Raw genomic sequence first — 21,848 nt, 5'->3', positions numbered from 1 at the left:
CGCCTTTCAATGCGGGCTTTTGCCAAGTGCGGGTCATAGGCGCGGTGCCGGAACCTGGTCGAGCAGCTGTTGCAGCACCTGATCCACCGACAGGCCTTCAATATCCAGCTCTGGCGACAGCCGCACGCGGTGGCGCAGTACAGCCAGGGCGCAGCCCTTGATGTCATCTGGCAGCACGAAATCGCCGCCGCGCAGCAGCGCACGGGCGCGGCCGCAGCGTACCAGGGCAATCGAGGCGCGCGGCCCGGCGCCGATGGCCAGGCCAGGCCAGGTGCGGGTGGCGCGGGCGATGCGCACAGCGTAGTCGAGCACCTGCTCATCGATCGGCAGGTCGCTGGCAATTTTCTGCAACGCCAGTACATCGCGGGCCTGCAGCAGGGTGCGCAGCGGGGTGACTTCGAGCATGTCGGCTTTGCTCGAGCGCGCCACCTGGCGAACCATGTTCAGCTCTTCGCTCTGCTCGGGGTAATCCATGCGCAGCTTGAGCATAAAGCGGTCGAGCTCGGCTTCCGGGAGCGGGTAGGTGCCTTCCTGCTCAATCGGGTTCTGCGTGGCCAGCACCATAAACGGCAGCGGCACATTCAGGGCGCGGCCTTCCAAGGTTACCTGACGTTCCTGCATGACTTCCAGCAGCGCCGCCTGGGTCTTAGCCGGGGCGCGGTTGATTTCATCCGCCAGCAGCAGGTTGGTGAACACCGGGCCCTTGCGCAGCTTGAACTGCTCGCTCTGCAGGTCGTACACGGCATGGCCAGTGACGTCGCTGGGCATCAGATCCGGGGTGAACTGGATGCGCGCGAACTCGCCGCCAAAGCAGCGCGCCAGGGCGCGCACCAGCAGGGTCTTGCCGAGGCCGGGAACGCCTTCGACCAGCACATGGCCGCCGGCAATCAGGGCGCTGAGCACGTCATCAATCACCGCCGTCTGGCCGATCAGGGCTTTCTGCAGTTCACCACGCAGTGCCTGAGCCAGCTGGCTGGCGCGCTGGCGCTGCGCATTCGGATTCGCCGCTGCGGCTGCCGGGGCAGCTGGTGCTGGGGCCGGTACAGGCGTTTCGCTGGCCGCAGCTTCGACGGTTTCAGCGGCGACAGGGGCTGGCTCGATATCGCTGTCCGGCTGTTCGGGTGTGTGTTCGCTCGTCATAGGGCATTCCTGAGGGTTTGCAGGTTGGCGACCTGGCGGGTGAAGTCGGCGGCGGCCAGACGCTGCTTGGGCAGCGGCCGCATGGCATGGCTGATAACGCTGGATGGCTGGCGGGTCAGGCGGCTCAGCACCTGCCACTGCTCGGCCACGGCGAGGCGTTCGAAACCGGGGTGACGATGCCGCGCGCGGCGCTGGATGTCTTGTTGCAAGCCGTGCAGCAGGCTGTGCTGGCCGTTGTGGCGCAGCAGGAAGTCAGCGCTACCGCGCAGGTGTTCCTGCAGCTGGCGGCGATTGCGGCTGGCGGGCAACAGCAGCGGGCCTTGGCGCATGCCCAGGTGCCACAGGCCGAATGCCAGTAACAGCACGAGTGCAACCAATGCCTGGGGGAAGTGCTCAAGCAGCAGGCTGAACAGGTCATCGCGGTCGGCGCGGTAGAGCAGGGTGACCTGGCTGTCCTGGGTCATGTACCAGAGCAACCAGGCGTTGTCGTATTCGCCGATGCCCTGGTTCTGCCAGATCCAGCTGTCGCTGACCACGCTGATCAGGCCGTCGCCATGATAGAGCTGCAGCAGGTGGGTGGCGGCGTCGCTGTTGGCCCAGGCGTGGGCACGGTTTTCGGAATCGTAGAGGTGAAAGTCGGTGTCGAAGTTGAAGTAGGCCGGCGCCTCTTCGTTTTCCAGATACAGCTGGGTCAGTTCAGGATAGGCATTGTCTGAGCCTGTGGCTGCATCTGCCGCAGCTTCCGCTTCAGCCTGCGACTCAGCGTCGGCCGTGTCCTCAATCGAGGCGTCTTCTTCCGCTGCTTCGCTGGCATCTTCGTCGAGTTCTTCGCTCTCGTATTGCTGGATGCCCAGGCTGTCGAGCAGCAGGTCGCCGCTTTTGCCTTCTTCTTCATCCCACAGCCGCTCGGCGACAAACAGCAGGTGGCCGCCTTTGGCCGTCCAGGCCAGCAGGCGTTCGGCCTGCTTGGGCGTCATGCGGTTGCGGTCGCCGAGCAGCAGCAGGGTTTGTCCGATGCTCGGCAGGTCCTTCATGACCTCCAGGCCATCGGCGCGTTGCACCTGCAGACCCTGTTTGCGCAGGAAATGCTCGGCAGCGAGGTAAGGGTTGGCCCGGACCTCGGGTGCGGGGCCGTGTTCGAGGGTCTCCTCATAGGGCGTGAGTTTGCCCAGCAAGTAGATGCCCAGCAGGCCGAGCACCAGCAATAGTCCGGCACCGAGGAGGAACTGGAGACGCCGGTTCATGCCTGCGCCCCTTGTTCGAACAGGCGTCGCCAGGCATTGCACAGGCCCTGTTTGAGCGCAGCCGGCGGCAGTCGATGGCCGTAGGCGAGGTTCTGCCAGTGGCGGGTCAGGGCCTGGCTGAAGTGGCTGAGGTCTTTTTGTTGCAGCGCCTGCACCAGTTGCAGCACTTCGGCTTCGGTGTGCGAGCTTTTCAGCGGCAGGCGCTGTTCGTGCAACATGCGGCTGAGCAGGGCGCGGTACAGCAGGCCAAGGGCGGCGCGTGGCTGTTCATCCCAGAGTCGTTCGACTTCACCGGGGATATCCGCTGGCAGGCTTTGTGGCGCCACTTCCAGGCCAAATAGTTGCTCAGGTGGCTGATAGGTACGGGCTTGCGGTAAACGCAGGCGACCGGCAAAGGCGCTCAGCCAGTCGCGGTAGCGCCACAGCAACCAGGCTATCAGGCTGAACAGCGCCGCCCACAGCAGCACCTCGAAGAACAGCGCCACAGCATCGACGCTTTTCCAGAATTCGGTAAGTTTGAAGAACTTTTCCAGCAGTTCGATCAGGGCTTTGGCGTCTTCTTCGCTCGGCTCCTTGGGCTCTTCGCCGAGGCGCCAACGGGTGACGGTTTCACGGTGCTCGAAGGGCGGCTGATCGAGCAGCTGGCCGATGCTTTTTTGCGCTTCGGCACTGGTCAGCGGCTGCTTGAGCAGGCGCTCGGCTTCTGGCCCCATGGGGTCTTCAACCGGCAGCGGGCAGCTGCTTGCGGTTGCGGTTTGGGTATCGGAGGCCATGGCGCTGTTTGGCAGCTGCATCAACAGCAGGCCGCAGCCCAGCAGCAGGGCATAAGCCACGCCCGTCAGGCGCTGGCGTAGCTGGCGGAAGACCAGTTCGATGTCCCAGGCTTCCAGAGCAGTGCGGCGATTCAGGTAGAGGGTGAAGCCGCAGGCGACGTAGATCGGCTCCCAGAGGATCAGCAGCAGAACGTAGGTCAGGTTGGACAGATGTTCCAGCCATAGCCACTCGCCAGACGCCGCATTGATCAGGCTATCCCAGGTCCAGTCCAGCTCCATCTGCGCCGGCAGCAGCATGTAGACGAAGCTGATGATGCCGAACCACAGCGCCATTTCCAGGTGCACGCCGACGATGGTGAGCCAGCTGGCACCGCCGGCATCGCGCTGGCCGAGGACGATCAGGCGCTGGCTGCGCGCCTTGCCGGACAGGCCTTCCAGCTGCATCACCGGCAGGTCGAAGCTGCGTGTGGGGCTTAGCCGGCGCCAGGTCAGGCTGGCCAGCAGTTGCGGTTTGAGCAGGCCGGGCAGGGCTTTTAGCGCCTGCTTGAGGGTTGGCGTAGCGCCGAACAGTGCATGCGAGAGGATATACAGTGGCAGGCGCTCAAAGGCCGGTTTCAGCCACCAGAAAATCAGTACGGCGATGCTGGGGTAATCCCACAGCAGCAGGCACAGCAGGGCGAAGATCGGCACGGTTACCAGAGCCCAGCTGGCCATCAGCAGGTTGGCATGCTGTTTAGCCAGCAGCACACCGAGGTCGACGGCCTCCCAGGCGCTGCGTGGGCGAATGGCGACACTGGCATCAGTCAGGCGCATGTGCACCTCGGCCAGCCAACAGCAGATAGGCCAGCACCAGCAGCCAGAGGCCTGCGCCTACCCAGTACTTAACGAATGGGCTGGCCAGGTCCATGGATGACCAGTAGGCCTCGATAAAGGCCGCCAGCAGGAGAAATACGATCACCCCGCCGATCAGCCGCACACTGCTGCCAGCGGCTACGCGCAAGGCTTCGCCGCGTGGCAAACGGCCGGGTACCAACAGTGCCCAGCCGAGTTTCAGGCCCGCCGCGCCGGCCAGGGCAATGGCGGTGAGTTCGAAAGAACCGTGGCCGATGACGAATGACCAGAAGGTTTCGCCGTAGCCGATCTGCGTCAGGTGGCCGGCCACAGCGCCAATCATCAGCCCGTTGAACAGCAGGTAGAACAGGCTGCCGAGGCCAAATAGCAAACCGCTGGCAAAGGTCTGAAAGGCAATGCCGATGTTGTTCATGATGTAGTAGCCGAACATCATCCAGTCATCACCGGAGTTGCGTTCGCTGAAGCGGCCGATGCGCCTGGCGTCGGGGTCGTACATCTTTTCCATCTCGCCGACCTGGTCAGGTGCCATCACCCCGTAGACTAGGTCGGGGAAGTGATACACCAGCGTGCCCATCAGCAGCAGGCTGCCGAAGAACAGCAGGCTGGCGGCCACGACAAAACGCCACTCGGCGCGCACCAGGCGTGGAAATCCAGCCAGGATAAACCCGAGCAGTTGCGCCCCCAGTGGGCTGCGGTGGCGATAGAACTGCTGATGGCCACGCATGGCCAGCAGCTGCAACTGCTCGATCAGGTGGCTGCTGTAACCCCGGCTCTGGGCCAGGGCCAGGTGCTGGCACAGGCTGCGGTAGTTGGCGGCAAAGGCCTTGCATTGCTGGCTATCGACCTTGCCGCGTTCAAGGGCTTCTAGCTGCGCATCAAAGGCTTGCCACTCGGCTTGGTGCTGGTGTTCAAACAGGCTCTGTTTCATGTCGGCCCCAACAGGCCACGGGCAATCCCGTGGATTTGCTGCTCGGCCTGCTCCGCAGGTACCTGCAAGGGCTCGGCAAGAATGCTCGCCAGTTCCTGACGCCGTGCACTGGACAGGCTCTGCGCACGCTCGGCAAAGCTGAGCAGAGCGCGTTGCTCACTCAAGCTCATGCTGAACGGTGCACGGATAGGCTCCGCGTGCGGCAGCTCGGGGGCTGTCGGGGCGTTATCGCGGTACACCACCAGGGTGCCGGCGGCGATATCACCGAGGCGCTTGAATGCGGGGTGATTCAGGCAGCTGAGAATGCCCAGGGTGTAGCCGAACGGCAGGATGTCGACAAAACGCAGCAGGTTGCGGGTCAGCGAGGCGGCCCAGCCAATCGGCGTGCCGTCATCATGAATCACTCGCAGGCCCATCATCTGCTTGCCGGGTGAACGGCCCTGGTTGAGCACTTCAAACAGCACCATGTACCACCAGGTCACGAGAAACAGCAGGATGGTGCCCAGGCCCATGCCGAACTGGCCGAGCAACGCCAGCACGGCAAACAATGCGCCGAGCAGGGCGCCGCGAATCAGCAGGTCGATGCTGAATGCCAGGGCGCGCGGCACTACACCCGCGGGACGCAGGATCAGGTCGATGCCTTCCGGTGTTTCCACCTTATAGCGAGTATCCAGCAGCGGGCGGGCGGCGACTGAAGCAGGGGTTGGCGTGGGCGACATCGGCAGACTGCGTCGAGGAAAGCCCGATGCTAGCCAGCAGCAGGCAGGGAAGCAACCGGCTCAGTGATCTGAGCCGGTGCATCGGGACTATTTATCTGTTTATTTGCGAGTTACTGCGGTGCCGGCAATACGCCGAAGATGGTGCGATAGAGCACGCCCATGGCGATGACAAACAGCGGAATGGTCCAGACCAGACCAATACCCAGCGGGATTGCGCTGACCAGAGTGATCAGACCCAGCAGCAGGAACAGACCAAAGACCTTGAACCAGCGCTGGGTAATTGCCTTGCGCGAGGCTTCCAGGGCTTGCCACGGCGTCAGGCCGCGCTCAACCACCAGTGGGATGGCCAGCATATAAGCGATGGCCAGGTACAGCCCGGGAATGATCAGCAGGAACATGCCGAGGTAGATCAGCAGCATGCTGATAATCGCGGTAATAACCAGCGGTACGGTGCGGCCGAAGTGGCTAAAGATGTCATTGAAGCTGATCGGTTGATCGGCGGCGCGACGGATGCCGATCATGTTGATCCCCGCCATAAAGGGATAGGCCAGGGCCGAGGCCAGAATGCCGATGACCAGCTCGGCCACTATCGCGAGCATCGGGCTTTCGCTGACTACGCCCAGCAGACCGAAGAACCCGCCAATGAGAAAAGACGCTGCGAGCAGCACGGCGTAGAACACCAAAAAGCCGCCGATGATGATGCCTTTGGTGCCTGTTACCCGTTGCCAGGCTTCGCTGAGCAGGTCACTGATGTTGAAGTCGTAGCCACGGCTCAGAGCTTCTTCGATGCTCGGCACCTGGCTGTCGCGCGGCGCTTCTTGCAGTGCGCTGGCTGGAGCGGCGTAGGGATTGCTGGGGTTGATATCACTCATGGGGCGTCCTTGTGCAGAGTGGTTATTCGAGCTTTCCACTTTAGTCGCCGCCAGTGCGCCCTACAAGGCGCTGACCCCACGCGCGGCGTGAGCTGGCGCAAGGTTCTGCGCTTGTCTGCGTGATGGTGGCAGGGTGGTAGACTGCCAGCGCCTCAGCATCAGGACATAACTGTGACTTCCAGCCTCTTTTGGTACGACTACGAAACCACCGGCATTGACCCGCGCCGCGACCGGCCGCTGCAAGTCGCGGGGATTCGCACCGATGAAGACCTCAATGAAATCGCTGAACCGCTAAATATCTACTGCCAGCCCAGCGACGACATCCTGCCGCATCCGGCAGCCTGCCTGGTGACTGGAATTACCCCGAGCAAGCTGGCGCAGCATGGCCTGGATGAAGCCGAATTTATGAGCCGTGTGCATGCCGAGTTGTCGCAGCCTGGCACCTGCGGGGTGGGCTACAACAGCCTGCGTTTCGATGATGAGGTGACGCGTTACAGCCTGTATCGCAACTTCTTCGATCCCTATGCCCGTGAATGGCAGGGCGGCAATAGCCGCTGGGATCTGATCGATTTGGTGCGCACGGCGTATGCATTGCGTCCGGAAGGCATCGTCTGGCCGGAAGAAGAGGGGCGGGTGACGCTCAAGCTTGAACGCCTGACCGCTGCCAATGGCATCGAGCACGGCCAGGCCCACGATGCGCTGTCCGATGTGCGGGCAACCATCGCCCTGGCGCGCTTGCTGCGCAGCAAGCAGCGCAAGCTCTATGACTACCTGTATCAACTGCGCAGCAAACAACGGGTGCAGGATCAAATACGCCTGTTGCAGCCGTTGGTGCATATATCCGGGCGCTATGCCGGGGCGCGGCATTATCTGGCGGTGGTCTTGCCGTTGGCTTGGCATCCGCGCAACCGCAATGCGTTGATCGTCTGTGACCTGCAGGCCGATATATCGCCGCTGCTCAATGAGTCCGCTGAGACATTGCGTACGCGCCTGTACACGCGTCGCGATCAACTGGCCGAGGATGAGTTGCCGGTGCCGCTGAAGTTGCTGCATATCAACCGCTGCCCGGTGGTTGCACCGATGAATGTATTGCGCGCGGAAGATATTCAGCGCCTACAACTCGATGTGCCGGCCTATCAGGCGCAGGCCGAACAGTTACGCAGTAATCCGGGGCTGTGGCAGGACAAACTTGCCCAGGTGTATGCCGAGGAGCAGTTTGCCGCCAATCAAGATCCAGAGCAGCAGCTATACGATGGCTTTATTGGCGACCGTGATCGCCGCCTGTGCGAACAGGTACGGCGTGCCGAGCCGCAGCGTTTATCGGAATCAGTTTGGCCATTTGATGATGGGCGTTTGCCGGAGCTGTTGTTTCGTTACCGGGCGCGCAACTTTGCCGCGACCTTGAATGCTGAAGAGCAGCAACGCTGGTGGACATTCTGCCAACAGCGGCTCAGCCAGCCCGAATATGGTGCACCGAATACGCTCGAACAATTTAGCCAGGCACTTGCCGCCGTACTTCCAGATATTGGTGCTGAGCAGCGGGCTGTCTTGCTTGAGTGGAGTGATTATGCAGAGCAGTTGCGCCAGCGCTATGCCCTGTAATCCATAAGGGTAAATGCTGGTTGCTCTGTTGAAATAGCTCCCATAAAAAACGCCAGCATTGCTGGCGTTTTTATTTAGAGCTGTGTCGCTTGCGCGGCAGGCTTAACCCAGCAGGGTTGCCCAGCCTTCAACGACATCACCGCCCCACTTGGCTTTCCACTCTTTCAGAGTTTTGTGGTTGCCGCCTTTGGTTTCGATAACTTCACCGGTGTTCGGGTTTTTGTACTGCTTAACTTTGCGCGCGCGCTTGGTGCCGGTGGTTTTGGTGGCGCGGGTAGCTTTGCTGCCTTTGGCATCCGGATCCAGCATGGCAATGATGTCACGCAGCGACTTCTGGTATTCACCCATCAGTGCGCGCAGTTTGCCTTCGAATTCCAATTCTTTTTTCAGTTTGTCGTCTTGCGACAGATTCTTCAGGCGATCTTGCAGCTCTTTGATGGCTTCTTCGGTGGCGCGGTATTCGTTGATCAACGACATGTTGGGGTACCTGTATTAGGAATTTGGCGACTAAGTGATAGCAATAGTAGTCAGGCACTTTTCACAAGTAAACCGCTTTATCGGTATTTTTTATGAATTGTATTGTTAAGTAACTTGTTGAGTGCTCTGTCGGTTGTACATGGTTAGTTATTCGCCAGTTATTGCGGCGGTGTTTGCGCTATTTGTCTTGGCGCAACTGTTCGGCCTTGGGCTATTGCTGCGCTGGCAAGGCTGTTTGAGTACTGCAGTTTTTCCCGGCTGTGACTAGAATGGCCGACTTTATCTGAGCGCTGGAGCGGTTGATGCGTACTTTTCGATTGGTCATTGCCTGTCCAGACCGGGTCGGGATTGTGGCCAAGGTCAGTAACTTTCTGGCCACCTATAACGGCTGGATTACCGAGGCGAGTCATCACTCGGATAACCAGAGTGGTTGGTTCTTTATGCGTCATGAGATTCGCGCCGACTCGCTGCCATTTGATCTGGATGGTTTTCGTCAGGCGTTTGCGCCGATTGCCCGTGAGTTCTCCATGGAGTGGCGGGTTACCGATTCGGCGGTGAAGAAGCGCGTGGTGCTGATGGCCAGTCGCGAATCGCACTGTTTGGCCGATTTGCTGCACCGCTGGCACAGCGACGAACTGGATTGCGATATCCCCTGCGTGATTTCCAACCATGACGACCTGCGCAGCATGGTCGAGTGGCACGCTATTCCGTACTTCCATGTGCCGGTTAATCCGCAGGATAAACAGCCAGCCTTTGATGAAGTATCGCGTCTGGTGAAAGCCCATGAGGCTGACGTGATTGTGTTGGCGCGTTATATGCAGATTCTACCTGCGCCACTCTGCGCCGAGTTCTCCCAGCGGGTTATCAATATCCATCACAGCTTTCTGCCGTCGTTTGTTGGAGCCAAGCCGTATCACCAGGCGTCATTGCGTGGGGTCAAGTTGATTGGCGCGACCTCGCACTATGTCACCGAAGAGCTGGATGCCGGGCCGATCATCGAGCAGGACGTGGTGCGCGTCAGCCACCGCGACAGCATCGAAGAGATGGTGCGCCTGGGTAAGGATGTGGAGAAGATGGTGCTGTCGCGTGGTCTACGCTATCACTTAGAGGACCGAGTGCTGGTGCACGATAACAAGACAGTGGTGTTCGACTGAGGTGCATGTTGCGGTTCGGTTCAGTACAGAAAGAGGGATTTACTGATGCTCAAGTCAATCAAAGTACGTGATTACATGACCCGCAATCTGGTGACTTTCCGTCCTGAAATGAACCTGTTCACCGCCATCAATCGTTTGCTTGAACACCGTATTTCTGGCGCGCCGGTGGTCGATGGGCAAGGGCATCTGGTGGGCTTGTTATCGGAAGGCGATTGTTTGCGCGGCATCCTCTCTGGCGCTTATTACGAGTCGGCGGGCGGTGATGTCAGTGCCTACATGACCACCGAGGTGGAAGTGATTTCCCCTGAGGCGGATATCATCGAAATCTCCGAGCGTTTTCTGCGCGGTCGGCGTCGGCGTTTGCCGGTGGTGGAAGAAGGTCGTTTGATCGGGCAGGTCAGCCGCAGCGATGTGCTGCGTGCGGTCAAAGAGTTCGCCCAGCATGACGAAGGTCACCTGGCACTTAACTGAAGCCCAACGAAGCATATTGGAGGTGCTATGACTGATCCGCTTGCGCGTGCAACATCCAGCGCGCCACCGGTGCTCGGGGAGGGCTGTACGCAGCGCTATGATCCGCAGGAGCTGACTCCTGAAGACGGTACCGAGTTTGCCGATGCCGCCGAGCTGTGGCGGCAACTGCAGCAGGACGAACAACCGCCAGCGAATAGTGATAAGCAGAAATAAAAACGGGGCGCTCAGTGAGCGCCCCGTTTGTTTGTCGCATTTGTTAAATGCGGAAGCTGTCGACCAGTTGTTTGAGACGGCTAGCTTGCTGCTCCAGATCACCGCAGGCGCGCAGGGTGGCGTTGAGGTTTTCCACGCCCTCCTGGTTGAGGGTGTTGATTTCGGTGATGTCGACGTTAAGCGATTCGATCACTGAGGTCTGCTCCTCGGTGGCGGTGGCCACTGACTGGTTCATGCCATCGATCTCGCCGATGCGCTCGGTCACGCTGCTCAGGCGCGCGCCAGCCTGGTTGGCGATCTCCACGCTCTCTTCGCTGTAACGCTGGCTTTCGGTCATGGTGGTGACCGATTCGCGGGAGCCGACTTGCAGCTCCTCGATCATTTTCTCGATTTCCTGTGCCGACTCCTGGGTACGGTGGGCCAGGTTGCGTACTTCATCGGCGACCACGGCGAAGCCCCGGCCGGCTTCACCGGCGCGCGCTGCTTCGATCGCGGCGTTGAGCGCCAGCAGGTTGGTTTGCTGGGAGATACTTTTGATCACCTCAAGAATCTGCCCGATGTTCACCGTTTTACTGTTGAGGGTTTCGATATTGCTGCAGGAAGCGCTGATCTTCCCCGACAGCTCATTCATCGCCTGGATGGTTTTTTCCACCACCTGGCGCCCGTCTTCAGCCAGATGGCGCGCATCGGAGGCTTGATTCGAGGCGTCGGCCGCGTTGCGCGCGATCTCCTGAGCGGCGGCGCCCAGTTCGTTGATCGCGGCGGCTACGCTGTTGGTGCGACTGGCTTGTTCGTCCGAGTTGATCATCGATGAGTTGGAGGCACCGACCACCAGTTTCGCCACTTCATTGACCTGGCTGGTGGCGGATGACACTTCACGGATCGAACTATGGATACGTTCGACGAACTGGTTGAACGCGCTGGCCAGGCGGCCGAACTCGTCGTTGGATTGAATGGTCAGGCGTTTGGTCAGGTCGCCCTCGCCCTGGGCGATGTCCTCCATGGCTTTACCCATGACATTCAGCGGTTGCATCAGCACGCTGATCAGCATGCTCAGCAGCAGCATGATCAGCACCACTGCGATGATGGTGGCGACGATAGCCGAGGCGCGGAACTCGCTGAGCATCGAATAGGCTTTGGCTTGATCGATGGACAGGCCGACATGCCAGTTCACTGAAGGCAGGCCTTTGACCGGGGCGAAGGTGAGGATGCGAGTTTCGCCATTGAGCTCCGCTTCACTGAACTCACCGCTGATCCGTGGTGTGTTTTGTGGATAGACCTCGCTGAGGTTCTTCATCACCAGGGATTTGTCGGGGTGCACCAGGATCTTGCCATCAGCGCTGACCAGAAAGGCATAGCCCATGCCGGCAAAGTCCAGCGAGTTGATGATGTCGACCAGGGTGTTGAGGCTTAGGTCGCCACCCACCACCCCGGCTGCTTTGGCGGGCGTGGCGATGGTGATGATCAGTTCGCTGGTGGCAGCATCAACGTAGGGTTCGGTGAGAGTGCTACCGCCTGCGGCCATGGCGTCCTTGTACCAGGGGCGCTGGCGTGGGTCGTAACCATCGGGCATATCCTCGTCCGGGCGCATGGTGAAGCTGCCGTCGGCGCTGCCCAGGTAGGTAAAGGCGAAGGTGGAGGTCAGAACTTTCTGCTCCAGCAGCCCGGTCAGGCTATCGCCGGAAGAGTCGCGGGCAACCGATTGAGCAACGTTTTCCACCAGCAGGATGCGCCCTGACAGCCAGTTGGAAATATTGCTGGCGGTGACATTGCCCATTTCATGCAGATAGCTTTCCAGATCATCGCGGATAGCGTTGCGTTGCAGGTAGTCGTTGTACAAGGTGAACAGCGAGAATGCAGCGATAACCACCAGTGAGGCGGCGAGCAGAATTTTGTGGCTGAACTTCAGGTTGTTGGTCATGGCTTCTTGCGTCCGGTAAGTTCTGGCATCAGTCTTGGTCTGATGTAAAGCAATGGCACCACCGACAGTGCGGTGATGCTGACTATGTCGGCTTAGTTGCAGTAAAGCTTTAACCACGGAGATAACAAGATGGTGCAAACCGATCAGTTTGTTGTGGGGGCCGATCTTCAGGGGCTGCCGGTGGGACAGGCGTTGCGTCTGGCCAACCGGCATGGGCTGATTGCCGGCGCCACGGGCACTGGCAAAACGGTGACCCTGCAGCGCTTGATCGAAACCTTCAGCGATGCCGGCGTGGCGGTGTTTGCCGCAGATGTGAAGGGGGATCTGTGTGGTCTGGGGGCTGCTGGCGCGCCGCAAGGCAAAGTGGCCGAGCGCATCGCCAGCATGGCCTGGCTCAATCATCAGCCGATGGCCTACCCGGTAACCCTGTGGGATGTGCACGGCAAGAGCGGCCACCCACTGCGCACCACCCTGAGCGAGATGGGGCCCTTGCTGCTCGGCGCGCTGTTGGAGCTGACCGACAGCCAGCAGGCCGCACTCTATGCCGCATTCAAAGTGGCGGATCGCGAAGGCCTGCTGCTGCTCGATCTGAAAGATCTCAAGGCGCTGTTGGCGCACCTGAAAAGTCATCCTGACGTGCTGGGTGAAGACAGCGCGCTATTTACCTCTACGTCATCGCAAGCCCTCCTGCGCAAATTGGCGGGCCTGGAACAGCAGGGTGCTGATGCGCTGTTTGGCGAACCGGCGTTGCAGCTGGAAGACATTCTGCATCCGGACCGCGATGGACGCGGGCGTATTCACCTGCTCGACGCCACTCGTCTGGTGCACGAGGCGCCGAAGGTCTATGCGACCTTCCTGCTCTGGCTGCTGGCCGAGCTGTTCGAACAGCTGCCAGAGCGTGGTGATGCAGACAAACCTTTGCTGGCGCTGTTCTTCGACGAAGCGCACCTGTTGTTTGCCGATACCCCGAAGGCCCTGCAGGAACGCTTGGAGCAGGTGGTACGGTTGATCCGCTCGAAAGGCGTGGGGGTGTATTTCGTCACCCAGTCGCCAGGCGATCTGCCAGATGATGTGTTGGCGCAGCTTGGTTTGCGCATCCAGCACGGTCTGCGCGCCTTTACCGCTAAAGAGCAGAAATCACTGCGTGCGGTGGCTGATGGCTTCCGGCCGAATCCGGCCATCGACACGTTGACGGTACTCACCGAACTGGGTATCGGTGAGGCCCTGGTTGGTACGCTGGAAGCCAAAGGCACGCCGGCGATGGTCCAGCGGGTGGCGGTGGCTCCACCGCAATCGCGTATCGGGCCGCTGAGTGAAGCAGAGCGCGCAGCCTTGATTCAGCAGTCACCGTTACGTGGCCGCTACGACAAGCCAATCGATCGTGAGTCCGCTTACGAATTGCTGACCGCCCGCGCTGAGCAGGCTACGCAACAGGCAGAGCAAAGCAAACCGAGCGCTGCCGGCAAGCAGGCAGAGGCAGGCGGCGGTATTGGCAGCGCAGCGGGTGAGTTGCTTGGCGGTCTGGCCAGCCAGGTGATGAAAACGGCCATGCGCCAAGCCGCCAATCAGATCGGCCGGCAACTGGTGCGTGGTCTGCTGGGGTCGCTGATGGGGGGCAAGGGGCGTTGAGCCAGTGGCCATCCCGATCAGGGATGGCCAGGTTTCTGGCATCATGGCAGCGCGGCGTCAGCCAGACGCCTCGTCTGCTTTGGCTTGTAGCTCTTTTTCGATTTTTACCAGCTCTTTTTCAAACGCTTGGTCGAGAAGGTTAGCCTTCTTGCGCCACGGCTTGCGCTCGGGGTCCGGTTGAGCGGCGTAGGTAATCACTTCCCCGCCGTATACATCCTTGTAACGCTGCGCCTGGCGCTCGAGTTCGGCGCGCAGTTCGTCTTTCGTCACGTAGTTACCCATGGTCTTGAACAGAATATTGGCTGGATGCCAGGCATAGGGCCTGGGCACCTGAGACGGCCAAACAGTTTTAGCTCACGCATTTAGTAAGCATGGCGAATAGTTTCAATGACTATTGCCGCGCTTGTTTACCCTTTAATTGTGGATTATCTGAGCGAATTGTCAGATTTGTTAAAGGGCTAATTAGGTTGCGCTCGGCAATTATGGCGAAGCCAAGTTAAATGTCCAGCCTGCTTAGTTGGCAGGTTGTAGACCGTAACGTCGCACAATGGTTGCAAGCTGGCCGTTATTGCGCAGCGTCCTCAGTCCGCGATTGAATACCTGAAACTGCGCAGCCGTGACTTTCTTGCGGGAAAAACCAATGCCGTATGAAATTGACGTCAAATGTCCGGCGTTACGCAGCGCGTAGAGATATTCATGCTCAATCAAGTGACGTGCTACATCGCGATTAAGCACAACAACGCCTCGGTCACCAAAGCGCCCAGCATTGAGCATCAATAGCAGGCGATGGTTGTTGGTCACCAGTTTAACGTCGACATCCGGTGTGTTCTTCAGGCTTTCCTGCAATACGAATGAGGTGCCTGAGGGGCCGTACACGCCGACCTGACGGCCTTGCAAATCGTCTGGCTGGCTGTAGTGGAAGTTGCTTGAACGCAGGGTGTAGAAGTCGTAGCCGGAGGTCACCAGCATAGGGGTAATACGGAATGCCTGACGCCGTGCGGGAGATTGAATTACGGTGAAAATGCCATCCACTTCACCATCTTCGGCCTGCTGCAGCGCGCGGCGCCAAGGCAGTACTTCAATATGACATTGCCACTGCAAGGTGCGGCAGGTGGCTTCGACTATCTCCGGTAGTGCGCCGCTGGCAATTGCACCGCGCGAGTAACTGAAGGGTGGGAACTCCTCGGTTACAAAATGCAGGATATCGGCCGCCGAATTACGGGAGGCAAGCAAAACTATCATTGTGAGCAGGGCGTGGCGTAACAACACGACTTAATCCTTTAGTTGCGATGAACGCTTGCAGGCGCTGTATTACCTGGGTGCGACTAATTGCAAAGATTGGATTATTAGCCTTGTGTGAGTGTGTTTGCCTAGTGCCTGTTTGCGCTTGCTGGGGCGGGGCTGGTTTTATTCAGCGTATTTTCATTGCCAGTCCTCAGCCTGCTCGGTAATACCTTGCAAACTCTCAGCAATTGAGTAAACCCGCGTGCCTCCCTACATTTGCGCCCGCACTGGTAAGTCCCTTCGTGCAGTTGATTAGCTCGGTTGATCAATCACGGTGGTGGCTACTGGTTCGCGACCGCAAATCAGGCCGTTATTGGCTGCAATGGAGAACGTTATGCGTAAGTCGATGCAAATGGGTGGGTTGGGACTGTTGCTGATCGGCCTGGTTGGTTGCGAAGCGGCTGAGCAATCGGCGCAGAAACTCGCTGAAAAAGCCGAGCAGGCCGTTGTGGACGTTGCTCGCGAGGCGGTTGATGAAACCGTGAAAGAGCTCAACAAACAGGTGGACGAGGTGCAGCAGTCAACCAATGAGTGGCTGGGCAAGCCCGTTGAAGAGGCTGAGCCGCAACAACCCGAGCAACCGCAGGCTGAGCCGGATGATCAGGCGGCGACCAAGTCCATCGAGACCTGAGTCGAGGTTTCAGGGCATCTGCTGCAGTGCTGTGCAACTGGCACTGTAATTTTGCTGGCAGGCGCTGGTGAATAGTCGTCGGGCCTGGTTGGCGTCCAGCGGTACGCCTTGCTCGCCGCGTAGATAGAGGTTGCCCAGGATGTGCTGGGCCATCGGGTTGCCGCCAGCGGCGGATTGGTTGAGGTACTTGAGCATCTGTTGCGGGTTGTTGAAGTCTGGATTGTCGCGGCCGGTATACAGGTAGGCCAGGCTTACAGCGGCCATGGCGTGGCCTTTGTCGGCGGCCAACTTCCACCAGTACTCGGCTTGCTTGAGGTCCTTATTCGGCTTGCTGACGAAGTACAGGCTGCCGAGCTGGAACTGGCTGTCGAGGTCGCCGCGGTTGGCCTGGCTGCGCAGATTGGCCTCGGTGGTGCTGTTTTCGCGGGGTGTATCGGCTTGTTGGGTGGGCTGTTCGGTCTGGCTTTGTTCCGCTTGGTTGGCGCAGCCGCCCAGCAGCAGACCTGCGCAGAGCAGCAATAACAGTGGGCGATGGCGTAGTGGGGCAATGTTCATGCGCGTTTCTGCTCCCTTGAGTGGGCGTTGAGCGTTACGTCGAATCTGTAGCGAGTAAACACCAGACTGCAGCCTCGCATGCAAGTTGCGCGGAGTTCGAGTTGTAGGTGGCATTGATCGCCCCGTGCAGGTTGTAGAATCCATATCAGTTTGTCGCTTGCAGCGTTTCGCCCGTGCGCCAGAGCTGCGATTCTTGGTCATCTCCGCGTATCCATGCCTTCGAGGTATCCATGCAGATCAGCTCCAACTTCGACAGTGGCAATATCGAGGTCATCGACGCCAGCAACCCGCAGCAGGTTCTGCTGGCGATTCGTCCAGACCTCAACAGTGGGCATTTTCAGTGGTTCCATTTCAAGGTCGAGGGCTTGCAGCCTGGGCAGCGTTACGGGTTCAGCCTGGGCAATGCCGGGCAGTCGTCGTACAAGAATGCCTGGAGCGGTTACCACGCCATGGGCTCTTACGATCAGCGCGACTGGTTCCGTGTGCCCAGCCGTTTTGAAGAGGGGGCGCTGAAGTTCGATATCGAACCGCAACATGAACAGATCTGGTTCGCCTACTTCGAGCCCTACAGCCGCGAGCGTCATAGTCAGTTGATTGAGGATGCGCAGCGTTTGGCGGGCGCCGAGCTGTTTGCCACGGGCAAGAGCATCGAGGGCCGGCCGATCGAGTTGCTGCGCATCAGCCGCAACCCGCAGGCGCAGCGCAAGATCTGGCTGATCGCCCAACAGCATCCCGGCGAGCATATGGCCGAGTGGTTTATGCAGGGCCTACTTGAGCGTCTGCAGCGGCGCGATGATGCCGAGCTGAATACCCTGCTGGAGCAGGCCGATCTGTACCTGGTGCCGAACATGAATCCGGACGGCGCCTTCCGTGGTCATCTGCGTACCAACGTCGCCGGTCGCGACCTTAACCGCGCCTGGCAGTCAGCCAGTGAGGCGGATAGCCCGGAGGTTTATTTCGTCCAACAGCAGATGCGCGCGATGGGCGTCGATCTGTTTCTGGATATCCACGGCGATGAGGAAATTCCTTACGTGTTTACTGCTGGTTGCGAAGGTAATCCGGGCTACAGCCCGCGCCTTGAACGCTTGGAAAACCAGTTCCGCCAATTGCTGATCGAAAACGGCGCCGAGTTCCAGACCACCTTCGGCTACCCGCGCGACGAACCGGGTCAGGCCAATACCACCCTGGCCTGCAATGCGGTGGGTATGGAGTTTGATTGTTTGGCCTTCACCATCGAGATGCCATTCAAAGACCACGATGATCGGCCCAATCCGCTGACGGGTTGGAATGGCGAGCGGTCGATGCAGTTGGGCAAGGATGTGCTCAGCGTTGCAGCCGCCATGGTTGGGCAGCTGCGCGATTAACAGGACGCTGGCGGGCAGGGTTGTTTGTCCTGCCCGCCAAGGTTATCGCTAAGGTCGCTTTAGCCGCGGTAGTAGCGCTGCGGCACAAACGGGGTTTTGGCTACTTTCATCGCCACGCGCTTGCCGCGCACCACGGCCCATACTTCGGTATCCAGGGCGATATGGCTGTTTTGCAGATAACCCATGGCCACCGGCGCAGCCAGGGTTGGGCCGAAGCCGCCGCTGCACACGCTGCCGATCACATTGCCGTCGGCATCGACGATTTCCGCGCCTTCACGCACTGGCACACGTTCCTGCGGCAGCAGGCCGACGCGCTTGCTTGCTACACCTTCTTGCTGCTGGGCGAAGATGCGCTCGGCGCCGGGGAAGCCGCCCGCACGGGCGCCATCGGCGCGGCGTGGTTTGGACATGGCCCACAGCAGGCTGGCTTCGATTGGTGTGGTGCTGGTGCTCATGTCGTGGCCATACAGACACAGGCCTGCTTCCAGGCGCAGTGAGTCGCGCGCGCCAAGGCCGATAGCGGCTACTTCCGGTTCAGCCAGCAGGCTGCGCGCCAGGGTTTCACAGTGTTCGGCCGGCACCGAAATCTCGAAACCGTCTTCGCCGGTGTAGCCGGAGCGGCTGACGTAGCAATCGACGCCGAGCAGGCGCACCGCGGCGAATTGCATAAAGGTCATCTTCGCCACTTCTGGGGCCAGGCGCGCCAGCACGTCGACGGCTTTCGGGCCTTGCAGCGCCAACAGTGCGCGTGCTTCGAACAGGCTTTCGATCTCACACTGGCTGCCGATGTGCTTCTGAAGGTGGGCCAGGTCCTGCTCCTTGCAGGCGGCGTTGACCACCAGGAACAGCGTGTCATTACCCAGGTTGGCGACCATCAGGTCGTCGAGGATGCCGCCGTTATCATTGGTGAACATGGCGTAACGCTGCATGCCCACCGGCAGGTCGATGATGTCCACCGGTACCAGGGTTTCCAGGGCCTTGGCGGCATTCGCGCCGCGCAAGACGATCTGGCCCATGTGCGAGACATCGAACAGGCCGGCGGCGTCGCGGGTGTGCAGGTGTTCCTTCATCACGCCCAGCGGGTATTGCACTGGCATGTCGTAGCCGGCGAACGGCACCATGCGTGCACCCAGTTCAAGGTGCAGGGCGTGTAGTGGGGTTTTCGCCAGGGTTTCAGTGGTCATGCGGTTCTCCAGTAGGGTGCGCCATGCGCACCGTTGCAAGGGTTTGGTGCGCACGGCGCACCCTACAAATCAGCATTCGACAATATTGACGGCCAGGCCGCCGCGAGCGGTTTCCTTGTACTTGTTGTTCATATCGGCACCGGTCTGGCGCATGGTGCGGATGACTTTATCCAGCGAGACGAAGTGCTGACCGTCGCCGCGCAGGGCCATGCGCGCGGCGTTGATCGCCTTCACCGAGCCCATGGCGTTGCGTTCGATACAGGGCACCTGCACCAGCCCGCCGATGGGGTCGCAGGTCAGGCCAAGGTTGTGTTCCATGCCGATCTCGGCGGCGTTCTCCACCTGGTTGACGCTGCCGCCCAGCACCTCGCACAAGGCGCCGGCGGCCATCGAGCAGGCCACGCCGACCTCGCCCTGGCAGCCGACTTCGGCCCCGGAGATCGAGGCGTTCTCTTTATAGAGGATGCCGATGGCGGCAGCGGTGAGCAGAAAGCGCACCACGCCGTCGTCGTTGGAACCCGGGATAAATCGGCTGTAGTAATGCAGCACGGCGGGCACGATACCGGCCGCGCCATTGGTGGGCGCGGTGACCACGCGCCCGCCTGTGGCGTTTTCCTCGTTGACTGCGAGGGCGTAGAGGTTGACCCAATCGAGCACGCTCAGGGCGTCGCGCAGGCTGGCTTCTGGGTGTTTACACAGCTGGCGGTGCAGGTCGGCGGCGCGGCGTTTGACCTTGAGGCCGCCGGGCATGATGCCTTCATTGCGGCAGCCGGCTTCGACGCAATCCTGCATCACCTGCCAGATATGCAGCAGGCGCGCGCGGGTCTCGGCTTCCGGGCGCCAGGCGGCTTCGTTGGCCAGCATCACCTGGCTGATCGACAGCTTGTGTTCGGCGCAATGGGCCAGCAGCTGCTTGCCGGTGGTAAAGGGGTATTGCAGCACGGTGCTGTCTTCAACGATGCGGTCAGCGCCGGCGGCTTGTTCATCGACCACAAAACCGCCACCCACCGAGTAGTACTCGCGGGAGCGGATCTGCAAGCCGGCGGCGTCGAAGGCGCGGAAGATCATGCCGTTGGGGTGAAAAGGCAGCGGCTTGCGGATCATCGCCAGGTGCTGTTTTTCGACAAAACGGATGGGCTTTTCGCCGAGCAACTTGAGCTCGCCGCTGCTGCGAATCGCTGCCAGGCGTGCGTCGACGTTACTGGTGTCGACGCTGTCTGGCTGTTCGCCTTCCAGGCCGAGCAGCACGGCTTTGTCGCTGCCATGGCCTTTGCCGGTGGCGCCGAGTGAGCCGTACAGCTCGACCTTGAGGCTGTCGGTACTGGCCAATAGATCATCGCGGCGCAAGCCTTCGGCAAAGCGCACGGCGGCCAGCATCGGACCGACGGTGTGCGAGCTGGACGGGCCGATGCCGATCTTGAAGAGGTCAAAAACGCTAAGTGACATGCTTGCTCCGACTGCGTGTTTTGCTGCCGCCCTTGTGGGGCGGCGTTGATGCGGCGCGCTGGATAACCGCGCCGCGAGTGGCAAAAATTGCGTGCTGTCTTAGTTAGCGTAGACCGGGAAGCTGGCACATAAGTCCGCAACCTGACCACGAACGCGTTCGATCACGGACGGGTTTTCCAGGTCGTCGAGGATGTCGCAGATCCAGCCGGACAGTGTGCGGCACTCGCCCTGCTTGAAACCTCGGGTGGTGACGGCCGGGGTGCCGATGCGGATGCCGGAGGTGACAAACGGCGACTGCGGGTCGTTCGGCACGGCGTTCTTGTTCACCGTGATATGCGCTGCGCCCAGGGCTGCGTCGGCCGCCTTACCGGTCAGGCCCTGCTTGATCAGACTGACCAGCATCAGGTGGTTGTCGGTGCCGCCGGAGACCACGTCATAGCCGCGTGCAACAAACACTTCGGCCATGGCCTGGGCGTTGTTGATCACCTGCTGCTGGTAGGTCTTGAAACCTGGCTCCAGTGCTTCCTTAAAACACACGGCCTTGCCCGCGATCACATGCATCAGCGGCCCGCCCTGGCTACCAGGGAACACAGCGGAGTTGAGTTTCTTCTCGATCTCTTCATTGGCCTTGGCCAGGATCAGGCCGCCGCGCGGGCCGCGCAGGGTCTTGTGTGTGGTGGTGGTGACCACATCGGCAAACGGAATCGGGTTGGGATACAGACCGGCCGCGACCAGGCCGGCGACGTGGGCCATATCGACAAACAGCAGCGCGCCGACTTGGTCGGCGATGGCGCGGAAACGGGCGAAGTCCAGGGTGCGCGAATAGGCGCTGAAACCGGCAACGATCATCTTCGGCTTATGTTCGACGGCCAGGCGCTCGACCTCGGCGTAATCGATCAGACCCTGCTCGTCGATGCCGTACTGCACCGCGTTGTACAGCTTGCCGGAGGACGACACCTTTGCCCCGTGGGTCAGGTGGCCGCCGTGGGCCAGGCTCATGCCCAGGATGGTATCGCCGGCATTGAGCAAGGCCAGGTACACCGCGCTGTTGGCGGAGGAACCAGAGTGCGGCTGCACGTTGGCATAGTCAGCGCCGAACAACTGCTTGGCGCGTTCGATGGCCAGCGCCTCGACCTTGTCGACATGCTCGCAACCGCCGTAGTAACGCTTGCCTGGATAGCCTTCGGCGTACTTGTTGGTCAGCCCGCTGCCCTGGGCCTGCATCACGCGCTGGCTGCAATAGTTTTCCGAGGCGATTAGCTCGATATGGTCTTCCTGGCGCTGCTCTTCGGCGCTGATCGCGGCGAGCAGGGCGTCGTCATAACCTTGAAGTTGGTCGTGCTTGCTGAACATGGTGAGGCCCTCTGGTTTTTATATGAGGTGCAGCTA

At 60.3% G+C, this 21,848-nt stretch carries 21 protein-coding genes; 7 read left to right on the top strand and 14 right to left on the bottom strand.

Annotated features, from left to right (window positions below):
- Positions 1-33: 33 nt before the first annotated feature.
- The 6 genes from RHP75_RS16515 to RHP75_RS16490 form a co-directional block, all read right to left on the bottom strand.
- A complete protein-coding gene (locus RHP75_RS16515) occupies positions 34-1,140 on the bottom strand; it encodes a MoxR family ATPase (RefSeq protein WP_311089155.1) in 1,107 nt (368 codons plus the stop codon).
- Positions 1,137-2,384, bottom strand: a complete 1,248-nt coding sequence (locus RHP75_RS16510) for a DUF4350 domain-containing protein (RefSeq protein ID WP_311089154.1) — start codon at positions 2,382-2,384, stop codon at positions 1,137-1,139. Before RHP75_RS16510 ends, RHP75_RS16515 begins: the two co-directional genes overlap by 4 nt.
- The gene (locus RHP75_RS16505) at positions 2,381-3,970 is read right to left on the bottom strand and encodes a DUF4129 domain-containing protein (RefSeq protein ID WP_311089153.1); all 1,590 of its coding nucleotides are present in this window, start codon (positions 3,968-3,970) and stop codon (positions 2,381-2,383) included. Before RHP75_RS16505 ends, RHP75_RS16510 begins: the two co-directional genes overlap by 4 nt.
- A complete protein-coding gene (locus RHP75_RS16500; RefSeq protein ID WP_311089152.1) occupies positions 3,957-4,937 on the bottom strand; it encodes a stage II sporulation protein M in 981 nt (326 codons plus the stop codon). The genes RHP75_RS16505 and RHP75_RS16500 overlap by 14 nt, the downstream gene beginning before the upstream one ends.
- Complete coding sequence (locus tag RHP75_RS16495) at positions 4,934-5,656, bottom strand: RDD family protein (protein WP_311089151.1); 723 nt, start codon at positions 5,654-5,656, stop codon at positions 4,934-4,936. Before RHP75_RS16495 ends, RHP75_RS16500 begins: the two co-directional genes overlap by 4 nt.
- 110 nt (positions 5,657-5,766) lie before the next feature.
- The gene (locus tag RHP75_RS16490) at positions 5,767-6,528 is read right to left on the bottom strand and encodes a hypothetical protein (RefSeq protein ID WP_311089150.1); all 762 of its coding nucleotides are present in this window, start codon (positions 6,526-6,528) and stop codon (positions 5,767-5,769) included.
- 171 nt (positions 6,529-6,699) lie between these two features.
- Between RHP75_RS16490 and sbcB the strand changes: the two genes are divergently transcribed.
- Positions 6,700-8,130 carry an exodeoxyribonuclease I gene (sbcB, locus tag RHP75_RS16485; RefSeq protein WP_311089149.1) on the top strand — a complete coding sequence of 477 codons (1,431 nt, stop codon included), beginning with the start codon at positions 6,700-6,702 and terminating at the stop codon, positions 8,128-8,130.
- Positions 8,131-8,232: 102 nt separating this feature from the next.
- Here sbcB and mvaT read toward each other — a convergent pair whose 3' ends face one another.
- Entirely contained in the window at positions 8,233-8,607 is a 375-nt protein-coding gene (mvaT, locus tag RHP75_RS16480; protein WP_275960868.1) for a histone-like nucleoid-structuring protein MvaT, read from the bottom strand.
- A 302-nt stretch (positions 8,608-8,909) separates the two neighbouring features.
- Between mvaT and purU the strand changes: the two genes are divergently transcribed.
- The 3 genes from purU to RHP75_RS16465 are packed head-to-tail and all read left to right on the top strand — an operon-like array spanning position 8,910 to position 10,445.
- A complete protein-coding gene (gene purU / locus RHP75_RS16475) occupies positions 8,910-9,761 on the top strand; it encodes a formyltetrahydrofolate deformylase (protein WP_311089148.1) in 852 nt (283 codons plus the stop codon).
- Positions 9,762-9,806: 45 nt separating this feature from the next.
- Entirely contained in the window at positions 9,807-10,232 is a 426-nt protein-coding gene (locus tag RHP75_RS16470; RefSeq protein WP_160013327.1) for a CBS domain-containing protein, read from the top strand.
- 27 nt (positions 10,233-10,259) lie between these two features.
- On the top strand, positions 10,260-10,445 hold the full coding sequence (locus RHP75_RS16465; protein ID WP_311089147.1) for a hypothetical protein: 186 nt from the start codon (positions 10,260-10,262) through the stop codon (positions 10,443-10,445).
- Between the two features lie 43 nt (positions 10,446-10,488).
- Here RHP75_RS16465 and RHP75_RS16460 read toward each other — a convergent pair whose 3' ends face one another.
- A complete protein-coding gene (locus tag RHP75_RS16460) occupies positions 10,489-12,366 on the bottom strand; it encodes a methyl-accepting chemotaxis protein (RefSeq protein ID WP_311089146.1) in 1,878 nt (625 codons plus the stop codon).
- Positions 12,367-12,495: 129 nt separating this feature from the next.
- Here RHP75_RS16460 and RHP75_RS16455 point away from each other — a divergent pair, with 129 nt between their 5' ends.
- Positions 12,496-13,995: a helicase HerA-like domain-containing protein gene (locus RHP75_RS16455; protein WP_311089145.1), complete on the top strand. Its 1,500-nt coding sequence runs from the start codon at positions 12,496-12,498 to the stop codon at positions 13,993-13,995.
- A gap of 57 nt (positions 13,996-14,052) precedes the next feature.
- Here the strand turns inward: RHP75_RS16455 and RHP75_RS16450 are convergent, their stop codons facing one another.
- Together RHP75_RS16450 and RHP75_RS16445 are read right to left on the bottom strand one after the other, a co-directional pair.
- The gene (locus tag RHP75_RS16450) at positions 14,053-14,265 is read right to left on the bottom strand and encodes a hypothetical protein (RefSeq protein ID WP_160016291.1); all 213 of its coding nucleotides are present in this window, start codon (positions 14,263-14,265) and stop codon (positions 14,053-14,055) included.
- Positions 14,266-14,508: 243 nt separating this feature from the next.
- The gene (locus RHP75_RS16445; RefSeq protein ID WP_311089144.1) at positions 14,509-15,264 is read right to left on the bottom strand and encodes a transporter substrate-binding domain-containing protein; all 756 of its coding nucleotides are present in this window, start codon (positions 15,262-15,264) and stop codon (positions 14,509-14,511) included.
- Positions 15,265-15,613: 349 nt separating this feature from the next.
- Between RHP75_RS16445 and RHP75_RS16440 the strand changes: the two genes are divergently transcribed.
- Complete coding sequence (locus RHP75_RS16440) at positions 15,614-15,910, top strand: hypothetical protein (protein ID WP_311089143.1); 297 nt, start codon at positions 15,614-15,616, stop codon at positions 15,908-15,910.
- A gap of 9 nt (positions 15,911-15,919) precedes the next feature.
- Here the strand turns inward: RHP75_RS16440 and RHP75_RS16435 are convergent, their stop codons facing one another.
- Entirely contained in the window at positions 15,920-16,465 is a 546-nt protein-coding gene (locus RHP75_RS16435; RefSeq protein ID WP_311089142.1) for a tetratricopeptide repeat protein, read from the bottom strand.
- A 230-nt stretch (positions 16,466-16,695) separates the two neighbouring features.
- On the opposite strand from RHP75_RS16435, the gene RHP75_RS16430 reads away from it, so the two are divergent.
- Positions 16,696-17,829, top strand: a complete 1,134-nt coding sequence (locus RHP75_RS16430) for a M14-type cytosolic carboxypeptidase (protein WP_311089141.1) — start codon at positions 16,696-16,698, stop codon at positions 17,827-17,829.
- A 59-nt stretch (positions 17,830-17,888) separates the two neighbouring features.
- Here the strand turns inward: RHP75_RS16430 and gcvT are convergent, their stop codons facing one another.
- From gcvT to glyA, 3 genes are all read right to left on the bottom strand, one after another.
- Positions 17,889-19,013 (bottom strand): glycine cleavage system aminomethyltransferase GcvT, encoded by a 1,125-nt coding sequence (gcvT, locus tag RHP75_RS16425; RefSeq protein ID WP_311089140.1) that lies wholly within the window; start codon positions 19,011-19,013, stop codon positions 17,889-17,891.
- Positions 19,014-19,082: 69 nt separating this feature from the next.
- Positions 19,083-20,459: an L-serine ammonia-lyase gene (locus RHP75_RS16420; RefSeq protein WP_311089138.1), complete on the bottom strand. Its 1,377-nt coding sequence runs from the start codon at positions 20,457-20,459 to the stop codon at positions 19,083-19,085.
- A 99-nt stretch (positions 20,460-20,558) separates the two neighbouring features.
- On the bottom strand, positions 20,559-21,812 hold the full coding sequence (gene glyA, locus RHP75_RS16415) for a serine hydroxymethyltransferase (protein WP_311089137.1): 1,254 nt from the start codon (positions 21,810-21,812) through the stop codon (positions 20,559-20,561).
- Positions 21,813-21,848: the final 36 nt, after the last annotated feature.

Source organism: Pseudomonas sp. SG20056, assembly GCF_031764535.1.
Taxonomy (GTDB): Bacteria; Pseudomonadota; Gammaproteobacteria; order Pseudomonadales; family Pseudomonadaceae; genus Aquipseudomonas.
This window is presented reverse-complemented; position numbering and strand designations above follow the sequence as displayed.

What these genes read in the sequence shown, in the direction of transcription:
- RHP75_RS16515 (WP_311089155.1), bottom strand. Translation starts at nt 1,140, where the DNA reads ATGACGAGCGAACACACACCCGAACAGCCGGACAGCGATATCGAGCCA.
- RHP75_RS16510 (WP_311089154.1), bottom strand. Translation starts at nt 2,384, where the DNA reads ATGAACCGGCGTCTCCAGTTCCTCCTCGGTGCCGGACTATTGCTGGTG.
- RHP75_RS16505 (WP_311089153.1), bottom strand. Translation starts at nt 3,970, where the DNA reads ATGCGCCTGACTGATGCCAGTGTCGCCATTCGCCCACGCAGCGCCTGG.
- RHP75_RS16500 (WP_311089152.1), bottom strand. Translation starts at nt 4,937, where the DNA reads ATGAAACAGAGCCTGTTTGAACACCAGCACCAAGCCGAGTGGCAAGCC.
- RHP75_RS16495 (WP_311089151.1), bottom strand. Translation starts at nt 5,656, where the DNA reads ATGTCGCCCACGCCAACCCCTGCTTCAGTCGCCGCCCGCCCGCTGCTG.
- RHP75_RS16490 (WP_311089150.1), bottom strand. Translation starts at nt 6,528, where the DNA reads ATGAGTGATATCAACCCCAGCAATCCCTACGCCGCTCCAGCCAGCGCA.
- mvaT (WP_275960868.1), bottom strand. Translation starts at nt 8,607, where the DNA reads ATGTCGTTGATCAACGAATACCGCGCCACCGAAGAAGCCATCAAAGAG.
- purU (WP_311089148.1), top strand. Translation starts at nt 8,910, where the DNA reads ATGCGTACTTTTCGATTGGTCATTGCCTGTCCAGACCGGGTCGGGATT.
- RHP75_RS16470 (WP_160013327.1), top strand. Translation starts at nt 9,807, where the DNA reads ATGCTCAAGTCAATCAAAGTACGTGATTACATGACCCGCAATCTGGTG.
- RHP75_RS16465 (WP_311089147.1), top strand. Translation starts at nt 10,260, where the DNA reads ATGACTGATCCGCTTGCGCGTGCAACATCCAGCGCGCCACCGGTGCTC.
- RHP75_RS16460 (WP_311089146.1), bottom strand. Translation starts at nt 12,366, where the DNA reads ATGACCAACAACCTGAAGTTCAGCCACAAAATTCTGCTCGCCGCCTCA.
- RHP75_RS16455 (WP_311089145.1), top strand. Translation starts at nt 12,496, where the DNA reads ATGGTGCAAACCGATCAGTTTGTTGTGGGGGCCGATCTTCAGGGGCTG.
- RHP75_RS16440 (WP_311089143.1), top strand. Translation starts at nt 15,614, where the DNA reads ATGCGTAAGTCGATGCAAATGGGTGGGTTGGGACTGTTGCTGATCGGC.
- RHP75_RS16435 (WP_311089142.1), bottom strand. Translation starts at nt 16,465, where the DNA reads ATGAACATTGCCCCACTACGCCATCGCCCACTGTTATTGCTGCTCTGC.
- RHP75_RS16430 (WP_311089141.1), top strand. Translation starts at nt 16,696, where the DNA reads ATGCAGATCAGCTCCAACTTCGACAGTGGCAATATCGAGGTCATCGAC.
- gcvT (WP_311089140.1), bottom strand. Translation starts at nt 19,013, where the DNA reads ATGACCACTGAAACCCTGGCGAAAACCCCACTACACGCCCTGCACCTT.
- RHP75_RS16420 (WP_311089138.1), bottom strand. Translation starts at nt 20,459, where the DNA reads ATGTCACTTAGCGTTTTTGACCTCTTCAAGATCGGCATCGGCCCGTCC.
- glyA (WP_311089137.1), bottom strand. Translation starts at nt 21,812, where the DNA reads ATGTTCAGCAAGCACGACCAACTTCAAGGTTATGACGACGCCCTGCTC.